This window comes from Photobacterium sp. 53610, from assembly GCF_036409375.1.
Taxonomy (GTDB): Bacteria; Pseudomonadota; Gammaproteobacteria; order Enterobacterales; family Vibrionaceae; genus Photobacterium.
In genome coordinates, this window is record NZ_JAXOFS010000017.1 from 42,127 (window position 1) to 57,249 (window position 15,123).

Below are 15,123 nucleotides of genomic sequence, written 5' to 3' on the forward strand. Positions count from 1 at the left end.
ATTAGCCATTCCGGGGCTGAAAATCTGGCCTGCCGGTCTGAATCAATCAACCAAGAACGAGGCTTGCATGCGTGTATTCTGTGCTGTGTTGCTGTTAGTCCTGGCCTGGCTGCAGTACGAATTCTGGCTCGGCAAGAATGGCATGTCTGATTACATGGCGCTGACTGAAAATGTCGCGTTACAACAAAAAGCCAATGCGGAGTTGGGACAACGAAACCAGCAGATGTATGCGGAAATTAATGATTTACATCAGGGGCTGGAAGCTGTTGAAGAACGTGCCCGCCATGAGTTGGGCATGATCAAGCCGGGAGAAACCTTTTTCCGCATCGTGGGTGACAATACGCCCTGAGGGCACACTCTGACGTTATTTTTGCAGTAAGACCAACCATGACTCAAACCTTAACTGCAGTCGTTCCTGCCGCGGGTATCGGCAGCCGGATGAAGGCTGACCGCCCCAAGCAGTATCTGACCATTGCAGGCAAAACGATTTTAGAACATACGGTGGACTGCCTGTTGCAGCATCCCGCGATAGGCCGGGTTGTGATTGCGATCAGCGACGGCGATCCCTATTTTAAACAACTGCCGCTGGCACACCGCCCGGAAGTCGTGGTTGTGCCGGGCGGCGCTGAGCGTGCTGATTCGGTTTTTGCCGGTCTGGCGGTGCTGGCAGACGACGACTGGGTGCTGGTCCATGATGCCGCGCGTCCCTGTCTGCATCAGGATGATATTACCCGCTTAATTACACAGGCCAGACAGAGCCGGGATGGTGCCATTCTGGCTGCGCCGGTGCGCGATACGATGAAACGGGGCAATGGGCATCAGGCGATCGCAACGACGGTTGACCGGACGGATCTCTGGCACGCGCTTACACCGCAGATGTTTCAGGTGGGCAGGTTACGTGATGCCATGGCCAAAGCTCTGGCCGAGGGGGCTGTGATCACCGATGAAGCCTCGGCGTTAGAATATTGTGGTTTTGCACCAACGCTGGTTCCGGGCCGGGCCGATAATCTGAAAGTGACACAGCCGGAAGACCTTGTACTGGCTGAATTTTACCTGCAGCAAAGATGTAAGGAGCAGGCGTAATGCGAATTGGACACGGTTTTGACGTACATAAATTTGGCGGCGAAGGCCCGGTCATCATCGGTGGTGTTGAAGTGCCTTATGAATATGGCCTGATTGCTCACTCTGACGGGGATGTTGCCCTGCATGCCGTGTGCGATGCGCTGCTGGGTGCCATTGGTGCCGGTGATATCGGCCGTCATTTTCCGGATACCGATGCTGAGTGGGCAGGCGCAGACAGTCGGATGCTGCTCCGCGATGTGTATTCCAAAGTGAAGGCTAAAGGCTACTGTCTTGGGAATCTGGATGTCACCATTATTGCCCAGGCACCGAAAATGGCACCTTACATTGATGAGATGTGTCAGCGGATTGCCGACGATCTGGAAACAACAGTCGATAATATTAATGTAAAGGCCACGACCTCTGAGCGTCTGGGCTTTACAGGTCGCAAAGAAGGCATTGCCTGCGAAGCGGTCGTTCTGCTGCGTTCCCTGTAACGCAGTGACTTTCTGTTGAACGGAAAAATTATGACAATTGATATGGACAGCCTGAGCTGGCTGAATGGCAAGCCTGTCTGTGAGGGCCGGAGTAAAGTCCGCCCGGAAGATTTTATTGTAAAAGAGCAGCTGGGTTTTGACTTTGCCGGGAGTGGTGAGCACTTCATGGTGAAGATCCGTAAAACCGGTGAAAACACCAAGTATGTGGTCAATGAACTGGCGAAAGCATGCGGTGTGAAATCCCGGGATGTCAGCTGGGCGGGTCTGAAAGACCGGCATGCGGTGACAGAACAGTGGCTGAGCGTTTATCTGCCGGGTAAACCGGATCCGGATTTGACTCAGTTTGTTGCTGAACATCCGGGTGTGGAAGTGCTTGCGACAGACCGACATGATAAGAAACTGCGTCCGGGCGATCTGGCCGGCAACCATTTCGAGTTGCGTCTGACTGAGCTGACACAACCGCAGGAGCTGGAATCGCGCCTGGTGAAAATTCAGCAACAGGGTGTCCCGAATTATTTTGGCGCTCAACGCTTTGGTCACGACGGCAATAATGTGGTGAAAGCCCGTGCCTGGGGGAACGATGAGTTTCGGGTCCGGGATAAGAGCAAGCGCAGTTTTTACCTCTCTGCGGCCCGTTCCTGGCTGTTCAATCAGGTGCTCTCCCAGCGGATGGCTCAGGGTCAATCTGGGCTGCTGCTGGCCGGTGACTGTGTTCAGGCTGTAAACAGTGATGGCTGGGACGTGGTCGAGCAGGTAACGCCGGAATTACAGGCGCAGGTCGACAACGGAACCTTGTTTATTACTGCGCCAATGATGGGGGACAACGCCTTACCGAGTCTGGGAGAGGTGGCGGCCTTTGAAATGCAGGTCATTGAGCAGGAACCCCTGTTGCTGAAGCTGATCCGTGATAACCGGATGCGGCACGAACGCCGTCCGCTGATGCTGCGTCCGTCAGAAATGGACTGGCAACTGGAAGGAAATTCGCTTGTGGTTCAGTTTTCTTTGCCGGCTGGCTGTTTTGCGACGGCTGTCATGCGGGAGCTGATCGATGAGCCAGAGCAGAAGGATGGCAGATATGCGAATTTTGATCAGTAACGATGACGGTATCTTTGCTGAAGGAATTAATATTCTGGCCGATACCCTGAAAGAGCTGGGTGAGGTTTATGTGGTTGCCCCTGACCGGAACCGCAGCGGGGCTTCGAACTCTCTGACCCTGGAGACACCTTTGCGTGTCCGTGAAGAAGGGATCAGAAGAGTCTCCGTTGAAGGAACTCCGACGGATTGCGTGCATTTCGCGCTGAATGAATGGTTAACCGAAAAACCGGATATCGTGGTGGCAGGTATTAATCATGGCGCAAACCTGGGGGATGATGTCCTGTATTCAGGCACCGTTGCTGCCGCAACGGAAGGTCATTTTCTGGGTGTCCCTGCAATTGCCGTCTCCCTCGTTGGTCGTGAACATTTTGCGACGGCAGCGCAGGTCGTGAAGGAAATGATCGGGCGGCTCAAGATGCAGCCATTGCCCAGCAATAAAATTTTGAATATTAATGTGCCTGATGTTCCGCTGTCCGATTTGGGTGAGTGGCAGATCACCCGCTTAGGTGCACGTCACCGGGCGGAAAAAATGGTGAAAGATGTCGATCCCCGGGGCAAAACGATCTACTGGCTCGGCCCCCCGGGCAGTTGTCAGGATGCCGGACCCGGAACGGATTTTTACGCCATTGAACGTAAGCAGGTATCAATTACACCGCTTCAGGTCGATCTCACCGCGCATGATGTGCTGGACGAGCTGACACAGTGGATGAAACAAGTGGAGAACAACGGATAATGCGCTATGCGGAACAACGCCATAGCCTGATGGAATATTTGCGTCAGCAGGGAATTGCTGACCGGAAAGTGCTGCAAGTCATGGACAGGGTTCCCCGTGAACATTTTGTGGATGAGGCTCTGTCACACAAAGCTTATGAAAATAATGCTCTGCCGATTGGCAGCGGGCAGACCATTTCTCAGCCCTATATCGTCGCCAGAATGACGGAATTGCTTGAGCTGAAACCGGATTCCCGGGTGCTGGAAATCGGCACCGGTTCCGGTTATCAGACAGCCATTCTGTCACAGATGGTCGAACGTGTTTACTCGGTTGAGCGGATCAAAACGCTGCAATGGCAGGCCAAGCGCCGCTTCAAGCAGCTGGATTTGCATAACATATCCACCAAGCATGGTGACGGTTGGCTCGGCTGGGCCAGCAAAGGACCTTTTGACGCCATTATTGTCACCGCAGCCGCCGAAACGGTGCCAACCGCACTGCTCGGACAGCTGGCTGAAAGAGGGCGTCTGGTCATTCCGGTAGGCGACGATTATCAGGTTCTGAAGCGTATTCGTTTCATTGACGGCCAGTTTGTCACGGACGATATTATTCCCGTTCGTTTTGTTCCCTTAGTTGCTGGGGAGCTGGCATAACGGATGAATGGCATGAGCAGAAAGAAGCGCAGACTCTCAGTGATGTTGACAGCGGGCTTGCTGCTGTCTGCTTGTGCCACTTATCCGCCGCCCGGCGCCAATTATGAGAATACTGAAGCCGGAAGCTATCGCGGCAGTTTTTACGAAGTGCAGAGAGGAGACACGCTGTACTTTATTGCCTATCTGTCTGGGCGTGATGTCAATGAGCTGATTGCAATTAATCAGCTGGCTCCGCCTTATACGATTTACCCGGGACAGAAACTCTTCCTGTGGAAGCCCAAGTATGTGGCGCCTCAGTTTGGCCATAAGGTTGCGGCGCAGCCGACTCAGCCAATCATCCAAAAACCGTCCGCGCCGCCCAAACCGCCAAAACGTGAGGTTGTACCTTATCAACCCACCGTTGTGGTCGGTCCAGCAGTTGCGGCAACGGCAGTCCCTGCAACCGCAGCGACCTCGGTGCCGGCTCCGGTGATCAAACCGCCTGTAAAATCAGCCCCAGTCAGTAAGCCAGTGGTGAAGCCATCGCCCAAACCGGCGACAGTACCACCAAAACCGGCGACATCTACGACTAAAATCGCACAAAAAAGCGTCAAGAAAGATGTTGATCGTCCTTCCACAAAAGAGTACTCTCAAGATTCAAAAAGTAACAAAGTTGTTACAAGTCAGGCCCGGCCGAAGGACGATTCTGGTAAGACTTCAAAGTCTGGTGCTGACAAGGTTGACAGTTGGGTATGGCCGACGAAAGGAAGAGTGATTGCCCGTTTCTCCGATAAGGAAAACGGCAATAAAGGCATTGATATCGCTGGTCACAGAGGCCAGGACGTCAAAGCCACTGCAGCCGGAAAAGTCGTTTATGCCGGTAATGCATTAAGGGGCTATGGCAACCTTGTCATTATCAAACACAACGACGATTACCTCAGTGCATATGCGCACAATGACCGGGTACTCGTCAGGGAGCAAGATACGGTAACCGCGGGGCAAAAAATTGCCGCGATGGGCAGCTCAGGAACGAACAGTGTCCGGCTGCACTTTGAGATCCGTTACAAAGGCAAGTCAGTGAATCCGCTCAGGTACCTGCCAGACTGACAGACTGCTCGAGCGTGATGAACCGGATTTGTGAGATGCTATCTGGGAGGCGCTATGAGCAGAAGTAATGCAGCTACTGATATCGAAAACTATGATGAGTTTGATGATGACATGGAGATCGATGTCGAAGAGCAGGAAGCCGATATTTCCGCTAAATCAGAGATCGATGATGCAGACGATGAGCTGGACATCTCGTCATACACTGTCACTCAGAAAGCATTAGATGCGACTCAGCTTTACCTTGGTGAGATCGGTTTTTCCCCACTTTTAACCGCCGAGGAAGAAGTTCTTTACGCCCGTCGTGCCCTGCGTGGTGACGAAGTGGCGCGCAAACGCATGATTGAAAGTAACCTTCGACTGGTCGTGAAGATCTCCCGCCGTTACAGCAACCGCGGTCTGGCACTGCTGGATCTGGTTGAAGAAGGGAATCTTGGTCTGATCCGTGCGGTTGAGAAATTTGATCCGGAACGTGGTTTCCGCTTCTCGACCTATGCAACCTGGTGGATCCGTCAGACGATTGAACGGGCTATCATGAACCAGACCCGGACGATTCGCCTGCCGATTCATGTCGTCAAAGAGCTGAATGTCTACCTGCGGACTGCCCGTGAGCTCGCTCAGAAGCTGGATCACGAACCAACCGCTGAAGATATTGCGTTGCAGCTTGATAAGTCGGTCGATGATGTGAACCGGATGCTGCGTCTGAATGAACGCGTCGGTTCGGTCGACAATCCCATAGGCGGTGACTCAGAAAAAGCGTTGCTGGATATTATTCCGGATGAACGTTGCGGCGGACCGGAAACTTCAACTCAGGACGACGATATGAAAACATCCATCGTCACCTGGCTGCAGGAGCTGAATCCGAAACAACGCGAAGTACTGGCCCGACGTTTTGGCCTGCTCGGTTATGAAGCCTCAACGTTGGAAGATGTTGGCCGGGAAATCGGTCTGACCCGTGAGCGGGTGCGCCAGATTCAGGTTGAGGGGCTGCGCCGTCTGCGTGATATGCTGACCCATCAGGGCTTGAATATCGAGTCGCTGTTTAATCAGGAAATGTGAATACAGCTTTGTTGAGAGCATTTCAGTAGAAAATAAAAAAGGACGCCACGGCGTCCTTTTTTGATCGGGAGAGTTCTGAATTACAGCAGTGCTTTCAGGCGGTATAACTCATCAAGCGCTTGTCGTGGCGTCAGCTCATCCGGATTCAGACGCGCCAGCGCTTCTTCGACTTCACTCGGCTCAGGAATCAGTGAAAGTTGCTGATTATCGGAGTGTTGCTGGCTCGGCTGCTCAATGGCCTGCTGATGGCCACTGGCCTCCAGTTGCTGCAGCTTTTGCTTCGCGCGCTTGATCACGGACTTCGGAACCCCGGCCAGGCTGGCGACGGCTAAACCGAAGGATTTACTGGCTGCACCTTCCTGCACCGCGTGCATAAAGGCGATTTCGTCACCGTGCTCAATCGCATCCAGATGGACATTGGCCAGTCCCGGAAGCAGTGAAGGCAATTCTGTCAGTTCGAAATAGTGGGTTGCAAACAGAGTCATGGCAGCGATCTTCTCGGCCAGCCATTCAGCACTGGCCCAGGCCAGTGACAAACCATCGTAAGTACTGGTGCCGCGGCCGATTTCATCCATCAGCACCAGACTGTTTTCCGTCGCATTGTGCAGGATATTTGCGGTCTCGGTCATTTCCACCATGAAAGTTGAACGGCCGGAGGCCAGATCGTCCGAGGCGCCAATCCGGGTAAAGATCCGATCCAGCGGGCCAATGGTGGCTGCATCTGCCGGGACGTAAGAGCCGACATGAGCCATCAGGGCAATCAGTGCTGTCTGTCGCATGTAGGTGGATTTACCGCCCATGTTCGGTCCGGTAATGATCAGCATGCGGCGGTCCTGATGCAGCGAAATCGGGTTGGCAATGAACGGATCATCCAGCACTTGCTCAACGACAGGATGGCGGCCAGCACTGATTTCAACCTCAGGTTTGTCACTCAGGGTCGGACGACAGTAATTCAGGGTATCGGCCCGTTCAGCCAGGTTTGCCAGGACATCCAGTTCTGACAGTGCTGATGCGGTCTGCTGTAATTGCGCCAGATGCGGCAGCAACTGATCAAAGAGGGCTTCCCAGAGCTGTTTTTCCAGTGCCAGTGCTTTGGATTTGGAATTCAGAACTTTGTCTTCATGCTCTTTCAACTCAGGAATGATATAACGCTCAGCGTTTTTCAGGGTCTGACGACGGACGTAATGACTGGGCACACGGTGGCTCTGGCCCCGGCTGATCTGGATATAGAAGCCATGGACCTGATTAAAACCGACTTTCAGGCTGTCGATGTCGTGGCGTTCCCGCTCACGTTCTTCCAGCTCTTCCAGAAACTTGGTTGCGCCGTCAGCCAGATCCCGCCATTCGTCCAGTTCAGCATTGTAGCCGGGGGCCAGGACGCCGCCATCGCGGATCACGACGGGCGGATTTTCAATAATGGCACGTTCTAACAGTGCGCACAGTTCATCCATTGGCTGGCTGTATTCGGCGAGCTGGCGAACATGGGCACTGTCGAGCTCATTCAGCAATTCTGCCAGCTGAGGCAGATGCTGCAGTGCGGTCCGCATCCGGGCCAGATCCCGGGGACGGGCTGAACGGAGTGCCAGTCGGGCCAGAATCCGCTCCAGATCTCCCATATGGCGTAGGACCTCAGCCAGCTCGGCAAACATGCCGCTGTCTTTCAGATTGCCAATGGCGTCCAGCCGGTGATTCAGTTGCTGGCGGTTGCGAACCGGCTGATGCAGCCAGCGTTTGAGCAGGCGGCTGCCCATCGGCGTTGCAGTATGATCCAGGACTGAAGCCAGCGTGTTTTCGGTGCCGCCGGCCAGATTCTGGGTCAGTTCCAGATTCCGGCGGGTGGCGGCATCCAGCACCACCGACTCATCCTGGCTGTCACGGGTGATGGCGCGAATATGCGGAAGGGCAGTGCGCTGGGTATCTTTGACGTACTGCAGCAGGCAGCCTGCGGCACAGAGGCCAAATTCAGCCTGTTCGACGCCGAAACCAATCAGATCCCGGGTGCCGAATTGCAGCGTCAGCTGCTGGCGGGCCGTTTCCAGATCGAATTCCCAGACCGGACGACGGCGTGCACCTTTCATATGGCTGAACAGGCCGGGCAGCGGGAAATCTTCCGGGTACAGCAACTCGACCGGGCTGGTGCGTTGCAGTTCAGCCTGCATCGCTTCTTCTGTTTCGGGTTCGGTCAGCATGAAGCGGCCGGAGGTGATATCCAGTGTGGCATAGCCGAAGCGGCCGTTCTGACAGAAAATTGCGGCAATCAGGTTATCACGCCGCTCGTGCAGCAGCGCTTCGTCACTGACGGTACCCGGCGTGACAATACGCACGACCTGTCTTTCCACCGGGCCTTTGCTGGTGGCCGGGTCGCCGATTTGCTCACAGATTGCCACCGACACACCTAACTGGACCAGTTTGGCCAGATAGGCTTCTACTGCGTGGTAAGGCACACCAGCCATCGGGATTGGCTGGCCGTTACTGGAGCCCCGCTTGGTCAGTGATATATCGAGCAGCTGAGAGGCTTGTTTGGCATCGTCAAAGAAAAGCTCGTAGAAATCTCCCATCCGGTAAAACAGCAGGACATCAGGGTTTTCTGCCTTAATCCGTAAGAATTGCTGCATCATGGGGGTGTGTTTTTCTAAACCTTGTACTGTCACGCTGTCGCCCGCTTCAAACCGAGAAAAATCAGGCTGCCTAGGATACGTGAAAGGCCCTGATGGGCAAAGGGGTGAGGAAGAATTTCTGTGGCTTGATAGCGGATGGACAACCGAGTAAGGTGGCGGCATTGGCTGCGCACGGAGGAAAGCAGATGACAGGAACATCTTTGGCAATACAGGTTGGACAGGCACTGAAAGAGCAGCAATGGCTGGCGGTGACTGCGGAATCTTGTACCGGTGGCGGTGTATCTGCTGCAATCACTGATGTTGCCGGGAGCTCGGGCTGGTTTGACCGCGCTTTCGTGACTTACAGCAATGAGGCCAAGCAGGACATGCTGGGGGTACGGGCAGACACGCTGACTGAGTATGGTGCTGTGAGTGAGCCTGTGGTGTCACAAATGGCGCAAGGCGCGCTGACTTACTCTCGAGGCCAGATCAGTGTCGCCATCAGCGGCATTGCAGGTCCGGATGGTGGAACACCGGACAAACCGGTTGGCACGGTCTGTTTTGCCTGGGCGGATGCGACGGGCTGGATGTTGGTGGAGACCTGCCATTTTGACGGTGACCGCTGGAGCGTGCGTGAGCAGGCCGTCGAGCGGGCGCTGCAAGGGATTTTGGATCGCCTGAATGCGATGCAGTGAAGATCACAATCCGGCCCGGTGGATCCCCCGGAGCGGAAAAAAATGCCATCCAGCGCTAGACACTGTATGAATGGACAGTATACTAAGCACAACTTTGATTGAATGAATTAGCATCCGTTGGAGAGTCGAATGGACGACAACAAACAGAAGGCTCTTGCCGCTGCCCTGGGTCAGATCGAAAAGCAGTTCGGTAAAGGCTCCATCATGAAGCTGGGTGACAACCGTACGATGGATATTGAAACCATCTCGACCGGTTCTCTGTCACTGGATATCGCACTGGGCGCGGGCGGCCTGCCAATGGGTCGTATCGTTGAAATCTATGGTCCGGAATCTTCGGGTAAAACAACGCTGACGCTGGAAACAATTGCAGCGGCACAGCGTAAAGGAAAGACTTGTGCCTTCATTGATGCCGAGCACGCACTGGATCCGATCTATGCGAAGAAGCTGGGCGTGAACATCGATGAGCTGCTGGTTTCTCAGCCAGATACCGGTGAGCAGGCGCTGGAAATCTGTGATGCACTGGCCCGTTCCGGTGCGGTCGATCTGATTGTTGTTGACTCCGTAGCTGCACTGACGCCGAAAGCTGAAATTGAAGGCGAAATGGGCGACTCTCACATGGGTCTGCAGGCGCGGATGCTGTCTCAGGCAATGCGTAAGCTGACGGGTAATCTGAAGCAGTCAAACTGTATGTGTATCTTCATCAACCAGATCCGGATGAAGATCGGCGTGATGTTCGGTAACCCGGAAACCACAACTGGTGGTAACGCCCTGAAATTTTATGCTTCTGTTCGTCTGGACATCCGCCGTACCGGCGCCATTAAAGAAGGCGACGAAGTGGTGGGTAACGAAACCCGTATCAAGGTTGTGAAGAACAAAGTGGCTGCGCCGTTCAAGCAAGCGGATACACAAATTCTGTACGGACAGGGCTTCAACCGCAATGGCGAGCTGATTGACCTGGGTGTGAAGCAGAAATTGATCGAAAAAGCCGGTGCCTGGTACAGCTATCAGGGCGATAAGATTGGTCAGGGTAAAGCCAATGCTTGTAAGTACCTGGCGGAGAATCCGGAAATCGCTCAAGTTATTGACAAGCAATTGCGTGAGCAACTGTTGAACCCGGCGAATCTGGCTGATGAGGCGGGTGAACCGACCAGTGCTGAGGCGGAAGATTTTGAAGCGCAGCAGGACGATGCGTTTTAATCTCTGAACCAGAGACATAAGCCTGGTTCAGAAATGTTGGAACAAACAGGCTTTTCTTAGCGGGCGCTGAACGGCGGTGAAAACACCAAAGTCAGTGCCCGCTTTGTTTTTATCAATTAGCCCGTGGGTGAATCAGCCACAGCATGGGAAAGAGGGAGACAGCAGGTGAGGAGACAAGCTCCCAAAATATCAGCAAGAGAAGCGGCGGTTGGCTATCTGTCACGCCGGGATCATGCTGAACGAGAATTGCAGCAAAAGCTGAAACAGCGAGGCTACACTGCACAGGAAGTCAGCGAGGCGATTGCTTATTGCCAGGATTATAATTGGCTGGATGATGCGCGCTATGCAGCCATGGCGGTTCGGAACGGAATCGCAAAAGGCTGGGGAAAGCTGCGGATACAGCAGGAAATGAAGATGAAGGGAGTCCATGAACTGTGTATCCGACACGCATTAGATGAAGCAGACGTTGACTGGTTCGAGCAGGCGAAAAGTGTTGCCCAGCGGAAATTTGGCGAAACACCGATGGAAACCCCGAAAGAGAAAGCACGCCGTTTGCGCTTTATGCAGTCTCGCGGATTCGACTTTGATCAAATTCGTTATGCGCTGTCGGTCGATGATGAATATTGAACCTGATTTTTCTCATGTGTTAACAGAACATTTCCCGTCAAACCCGCGTTGTTTTACAATAGTCGGCAAACCTTTTATCTTAGTCTGATTAAACCTGCAGCGGACTGCACTTTGACGCGCAGCCGCAGACAACTGAACCGCAGTTGCAGGCAGGGTGATTAACACAGCATTATTCAGGATTTTCAAATGTACATGAGCACTGATGAGATTCGCCGTGCGTTTCTTACGTTTTTTGAAAGTAAAGGCCACCAGATAGTCGAAAGTTCGTCGCTGGTTCCAGCCAATGACCCGACCCTGCTGTTTACGAATGCGGGGATGAACCAGTTTAAAGATACTTTCCTGGGTCTGGAAAAGCGTAATTACACCCGAGCGACCACGGCGCAGCGCTGTGTACGTGCCGGTGGTAAGCACAATGACCTGGAAAATGTCGGTTTTACAGCCCGTCACCACACTTTCTTTGAAATGCTGGGCAACTTCAGCTTTGGTGATTATTTCAAAGAAGATGCGATTCAGTTCGGCTGGGCATTCCTGACCGATGTACTGAAACTGCCGAAAGAGCGTCTGCTGGTGACCGTGTATCAGACGGATGATGAAGCGTTTGATATCTGGCACAAAGTGATTGGTCTGCCTGAAGATCGCATTATCCGTATCGGTGATAAAGAAGGCGGTAAAGCCTTTGAATCAGATAACTTCTGGCAGATGGGTGATACTGGTCCTTGTGGTCCGTGTACTGAGATTTTCTACGATCATGGTGATCACATCTGGGGTGGTCCTCCGGGTTCTCCGGAAGAAGACGGCGATCGTTTCATTGAAATCTGGAACATCGTTTTCATGCAATTCAACCGCCATGCTGATGGCAACATGGATCCGTTGCCAAAGCCGTCTGTAGATACCGGTATGGGAATTGAGCGCCTGGCTGCCATCATGCAGAACGTTCACTCCAACTACGAGATTGATATCTTCCAGACCCTGATTAAAGAAGCGGCATCTGTGATTGGCTACGACGATCTGTCGAATCAGTCGCTGCGTGTGGTCGCCGACCATATCCGTTCTTGTGCGTATCTGATTGTTGATGGTGTTATGCCATCAAATGAAGGCCGTGGTTATGTGCTGCGCCGGATCATTCGCCGTGCCGTTCGTCATGGGAACAAACTGGGTGCGAAAGGGGCGTTCTTCTACAAGCTGGTTGGTCCGCTCGCAGAGGTTATGGGTACTGCGGGAGACGCGCTGAAACAACAGCAGGCTGTGGTTGAGAAAGTTCTGAAGATCGAAGAAGAAAATTTCGGCCGTACGCTGGATCGCGGCATGGCAATTCTGAACGAAGCGCTGGAAACACTGAATGGCAAAGTGCTGGACGGTGAGACGGTATTCAAACTGTATGATACCTACGGTTTCCCGGCTGACCTGACCAACGATGTCGCACGTGAGCGCGGTTTCAGCATTGATGAAGAAGGCTTCAATAATGCGATGGAAGCACAGCGTCAGCGTGCTCGCGAAGCCGGTCAGTTCGGTGTGGATTATAACGACAGCGTGAAAGTGGATGCGGAAACTGAATTCTGTGGCTATGAAGGCACACAGGGTGAAGGCAAGGTGATTGCACTGTTCCGTGACGGCGAAGCCGTGGATGCGATTGCTGCCGGTGAAAAAGCGCTGGTGGTTCTGGACCATACACCGTTCTACGCCGAATCTGGCGGTCAGTGTGGTGATGCCGGTATCCTGTCTGGCAACGGGGTGACTTTCAGTGTTGAAGATACCCAGAAGTTTGGTGATGCCATTGGTCATCAGGGAGTCCTGCAAGCAGGCAGCCTGTCTGTCGGCGACAGCCTCAACGCTGTGGTTGATGCAGAGCGTCGTGCTGCAATCAGCCTGAACCACTCCGCAACGCACCTGCTGCATGCAGCATTGCGTCAGGAGCTGGGTGAGCATGTGGCTCAGAAAGGTTCATTGGTGAAACCAGACGGCCTGCGTTTCGACTTTTCGCATCTGGAGTCGGTCAAACCGGAACAATTGCGTAAGATCGAACGTATCGTCAACGAGCAGATCCGTCTGAACCATGTGATTGAAACCCACATCATGGATATCGAAGCGGCGAAAGCCAAAGGTGCGATGGCACTGTTTGGTGAGAAGTATGACGATGAAGTCCGTGTTCTGAGTATGGGCGACTTCTCGACTGAGCTGTGCGGTGGTATTCACGCGCGTCAGACCGGTGATATCGGCTTGTTCAAGATTGTTTCTGAAGGTGGTATTGCTGCCGGTATCCGCCGTATTGAAGCGGTGACGGGTGCCGGTGCGATTGCTGCGCTGCATGCCCAGGACAGTCAACTGGCAGAAACGGCCAGCCTGCTGAAGTCTGATTCAGCGTCTGTGACCAGCAAAGTCAGCGCATTGGTGGCGCAGAACAAGCAGCTGGAAAAAGAAATTCAGCAACTGAAAGACAAACTGGCGGCTCAGGAAAGTGCTGACCTGATCAATCAGGTACAGGATATCAATGGGACTAAGGTCTTGATTGCGAAGCTTGACGGTGCAGATAACAAAGCACTCCGTGGTATGGTAGACGAGCTGAAAAACAAGCTGGGAAGCGGTGTCGTCGTACTGGGGAATGTCAGCGATGGTAAAGTTGGCCTGATTGCAGGTGTGACTAAGGATATGACCGCCAAAGTGAAAGCCGGTGAACTCATTAATATGGTCGCCCAGCAGGTTGGCGGTAAAGGCGGCGGTCGTCCGGATATGGCTCAGGCTGGTGGTACCGATGCCGGTGCATTACCTGCCGCGCTGGAAAGTGTGTCGCCTTGGCTGAGTGAACGTCTCTGATTCTGGTCATTCGCACTGAAGTGTCTGATGTCGGCTGTGGTTCAGTCGACATCAATGATGAAGAAAGTGCTACAATTACAGGCAATTGAGTCGTTGAACCTGACAGTGGATGCTCGGGCGGGTGGTCATGTACAGTGATTCGAGAAGGATCTGAGCTGTACGCCTGATGCAGAAAATGTTTGTGGTTGATTGTCAAAGTCTGGATAATCGCCCACTTCTCGCTGTTTCTTGAGCAGTGACCATGAACCCGAAGGACATTGTTGAATGAATAATGGCCTTGTTTAAACTAATTAAAAGTAAGATTACTCAAGGAGCAATCGAATGCTAATTTTGACTCGTCGCGTAGGTGAGACGCTAATGATCGGTGACGAAGTAACAGTGACCGTACTTGGCGTGAAAGGAAATCAGGTTCGCATCGGTGTTAATGCGCCGAAAGAAGTGTCTGTTCACCGTGAAGAAATTTACATGCGGATACAGGCAGAGAAAGATACCGGAACGCAAGGCTCGGGTAACTACTAAACCCTGTTTTATAAAGAGGTCGGCATTGAAGCTGGCCTTTTTTGTTTTTTGGCGGCCAGCTTTGTTTGGTCAGGAAATAGAGTAGGTTGTACCGCTTAGGTTGCTTTTGTTAGCGGTTTGGTGATTAAGTATCCAGCTGGGGGCGGAAAGGCACTTTTTCTCAATAAAGTGTTTGACTTATTTTTGCCTGACAGTAATATGAGCGACCGCAAGACGGTGAGGTGGCCGAGAGGCTGAAGGCGCTCCCCTGCTAAGGGAGTATACGGTTTATCCCGTATCGAGGGTTCGAATCCCTCCTTCACCGCCATTTCTTCCTGAAGAAATAAATCTTGCAATTGCGCGTCCGTAGCTCAGCTGGATAGAGTACCTGGCTACGAACCAGGCGGTCGGAGGTTCGAATCCTCCCGGACGCGCCATAATTTGATCTCAGTGCTAACGCATTGTGAAAACACAAGATTCTGCGCGCTCGTAGCTCAGCTGGATAGAGTACCTGGCTACGAACCAGGCGGTCGGAGGTTCGAA

General features: G+C 53.1%; 14 protein-coding genes and 2 tRNA genes. 15 read left to right on the forward strand and 1 reads right to left on the reverse strand.

The genetic code is table 11. The annotated features are described in order from the left end of the window. Window positions 1–67: 67 nt before the first annotated feature. Genes ftsB through rpoS form a run of 8 tightly spaced genes read left to right on the forward strand, consistent with a single transcriptional unit; the run spans window position 68 to window position 6,155 of the window. Window positions 68–349, forward strand: coding sequence for a cell division protein FtsB (gene ftsB / locus SPK40_RS21635; RefSeq protein ID WP_248144208.1), 282 nt, complete (start codon window positions 68–70; stop codon window positions 347–349). Between the two features lie 38 nt (window positions 350–387). Further along, window positions 388–1,083 carry a 2-C-methyl-D-erythritol 4-phosphate cytidylyltransferase gene (ispD, locus tag SPK40_RS21640; protein ID WP_330961866.1) on the forward strand — a complete coding sequence of 232 codons (696 nt, stop codon included), beginning with the start codon at window positions 388–390 and terminating at the stop codon, window positions 1,081–1,083. Then, window positions 1,083–1,556 (forward strand): 2-C-methyl-D-erythritol 2,4-cyclodiphosphate synthase, encoded by a 474-nt coding sequence (gene ispF / locus SPK40_RS21645; protein ID WP_248144049.1) that lies wholly within the window; start codon window positions 1,083–1,085, stop codon window positions 1,554–1,556. Before ispD ends, ispF begins: the two co-directional genes overlap by 1 nt. 30 nt (window positions 1,557–1,586) lie before the next feature. Beyond that, on the forward strand, window positions 1,587–2,651 hold the full coding sequence (truD, locus tag SPK40_RS21650) for a tRNA pseudouridine(13) synthase TruD (protein ID WP_330961867.1): 1,065 nt from the start codon (window positions 1,587–1,589) through the stop codon (window positions 2,649–2,651). Further along, window positions 2,632–3,384: a 5'/3'-nucleotidase SurE gene (surE, locus tag SPK40_RS21655; protein ID WP_248144052.1), complete on the forward strand. Its 753-nt coding sequence runs from the start codon at window positions 2,632–2,634 to the stop codon at window positions 3,382–3,384. Before truD ends, surE begins: the two co-directional genes overlap by 20 nt. Beyond that, window positions 3,384–4,013 (forward strand): protein-L-isoaspartate(D-aspartate) O-methyltransferase, encoded by a 630-nt coding sequence (locus SPK40_RS21660; protein ID WP_248144054.1) that lies wholly within the window; start codon window positions 3,384–3,386, stop codon window positions 4,011–4,013. The genes surE and SPK40_RS21660 overlap by 1 nt, the downstream gene beginning before the upstream one ends. A 3-nt stretch (window positions 4,014–4,016) precedes the next feature. Then, window positions 4,017–5,099 carry a peptidoglycan DD-metalloendopeptidase family protein gene (locus tag SPK40_RS21665; RefSeq protein WP_330961868.1) on the forward strand — a complete coding sequence of 361 codons (1,083 nt, stop codon included), beginning with the start codon at window positions 4,017–4,019 and terminating at the stop codon, window positions 5,097–5,099. A gap of 54 nt (window positions 5,100–5,153) precedes the next feature. Next, on the forward strand, window positions 5,154–6,155 hold the full coding sequence (rpoS, locus tag SPK40_RS21670) for an RNA polymerase sigma factor RpoS (RefSeq protein WP_248144057.1): 1,002 nt from the start codon (window positions 5,154–5,156) through the stop codon (window positions 6,153–6,155). Between the two features lie 80 nt (window positions 6,156–6,235). Here the strand turns inward: rpoS and mutS are convergent, their stop codons facing one another. Then, entirely contained in the window at window positions 6,236–8,773 is a 2,538-nt protein-coding gene (mutS, locus tag SPK40_RS21675; protein WP_442957597.1) for a DNA mismatch repair protein MutS, read from the reverse strand. A 185-nt stretch (window positions 8,774–8,958) separates the two neighbouring features. On the opposite strand from mutS, the gene pncC reads away from it, so the two are divergent. The 7 genes from pncC to SPK40_RS21710 all read left to right on the forward strand — a co-directional run bounded on the left by pncC (window position 8,959) and on the right by SPK40_RS21710 (window position 15,017). After that, window positions 8,959–9,447: a nicotinamide-nucleotide amidase gene (gene pncC / locus SPK40_RS21680; RefSeq protein ID WP_330961870.1), complete on the forward strand. Its 489-nt coding sequence runs from the start codon at window positions 8,959–8,961 to the stop codon at window positions 9,445–9,447. Window positions 9,448–9,576: 129 nt separating this feature from the next. Next, window positions 9,577–10,644 carry a recombinase RecA gene (gene recA / locus SPK40_RS21685; RefSeq protein ID WP_248144060.1) on the forward strand — a complete coding sequence of 356 codons (1,068 nt, stop codon included), beginning with the start codon at window positions 9,577–9,579 and terminating at the stop codon, window positions 10,642–10,644. 165 nt (window positions 10,645–10,809) lie between these two features. Next, window positions 10,810–11,271, forward strand: a complete 462-nt coding sequence (gene recX, locus SPK40_RS21690; RefSeq protein WP_330961871.1) for a recombination regulator RecX — start codon at window positions 10,810–10,812, stop codon at window positions 11,269–11,271. Between the two features lie 186 nt (window positions 11,272–11,457). Further along, window positions 11,458–14,082, forward strand: a complete 2,625-nt coding sequence (alaS, locus tag SPK40_RS21695) for an alanine--tRNA ligase (RefSeq protein ID WP_330961872.1) — start codon at window positions 11,458–11,460, stop codon at window positions 14,080–14,082. A 321-nt stretch (window positions 14,083–14,403) separates the two neighbouring features. Beyond that, complete coding sequence (gene csrA / locus SPK40_RS21700) at window positions 14,404–14,601, forward strand: carbon storage regulator CsrA (RefSeq protein WP_027253546.1); 198 nt, start codon at window positions 14,404–14,406, stop codon at window positions 14,599–14,601. A gap of 215 nt (window positions 14,602–14,816) precedes the next feature. Next, window positions 14,817–14,908, forward strand: a tRNA-Ser gene (locus SPK40_RS21705). Between the two features lie 32 nt (window positions 14,909–14,940). Continuing rightward, window positions 14,941–15,017 (forward strand) — tRNA-Arg (locus SPK40_RS21710). Window positions 15,018–15,123: the final 106 nt, after the last annotated feature.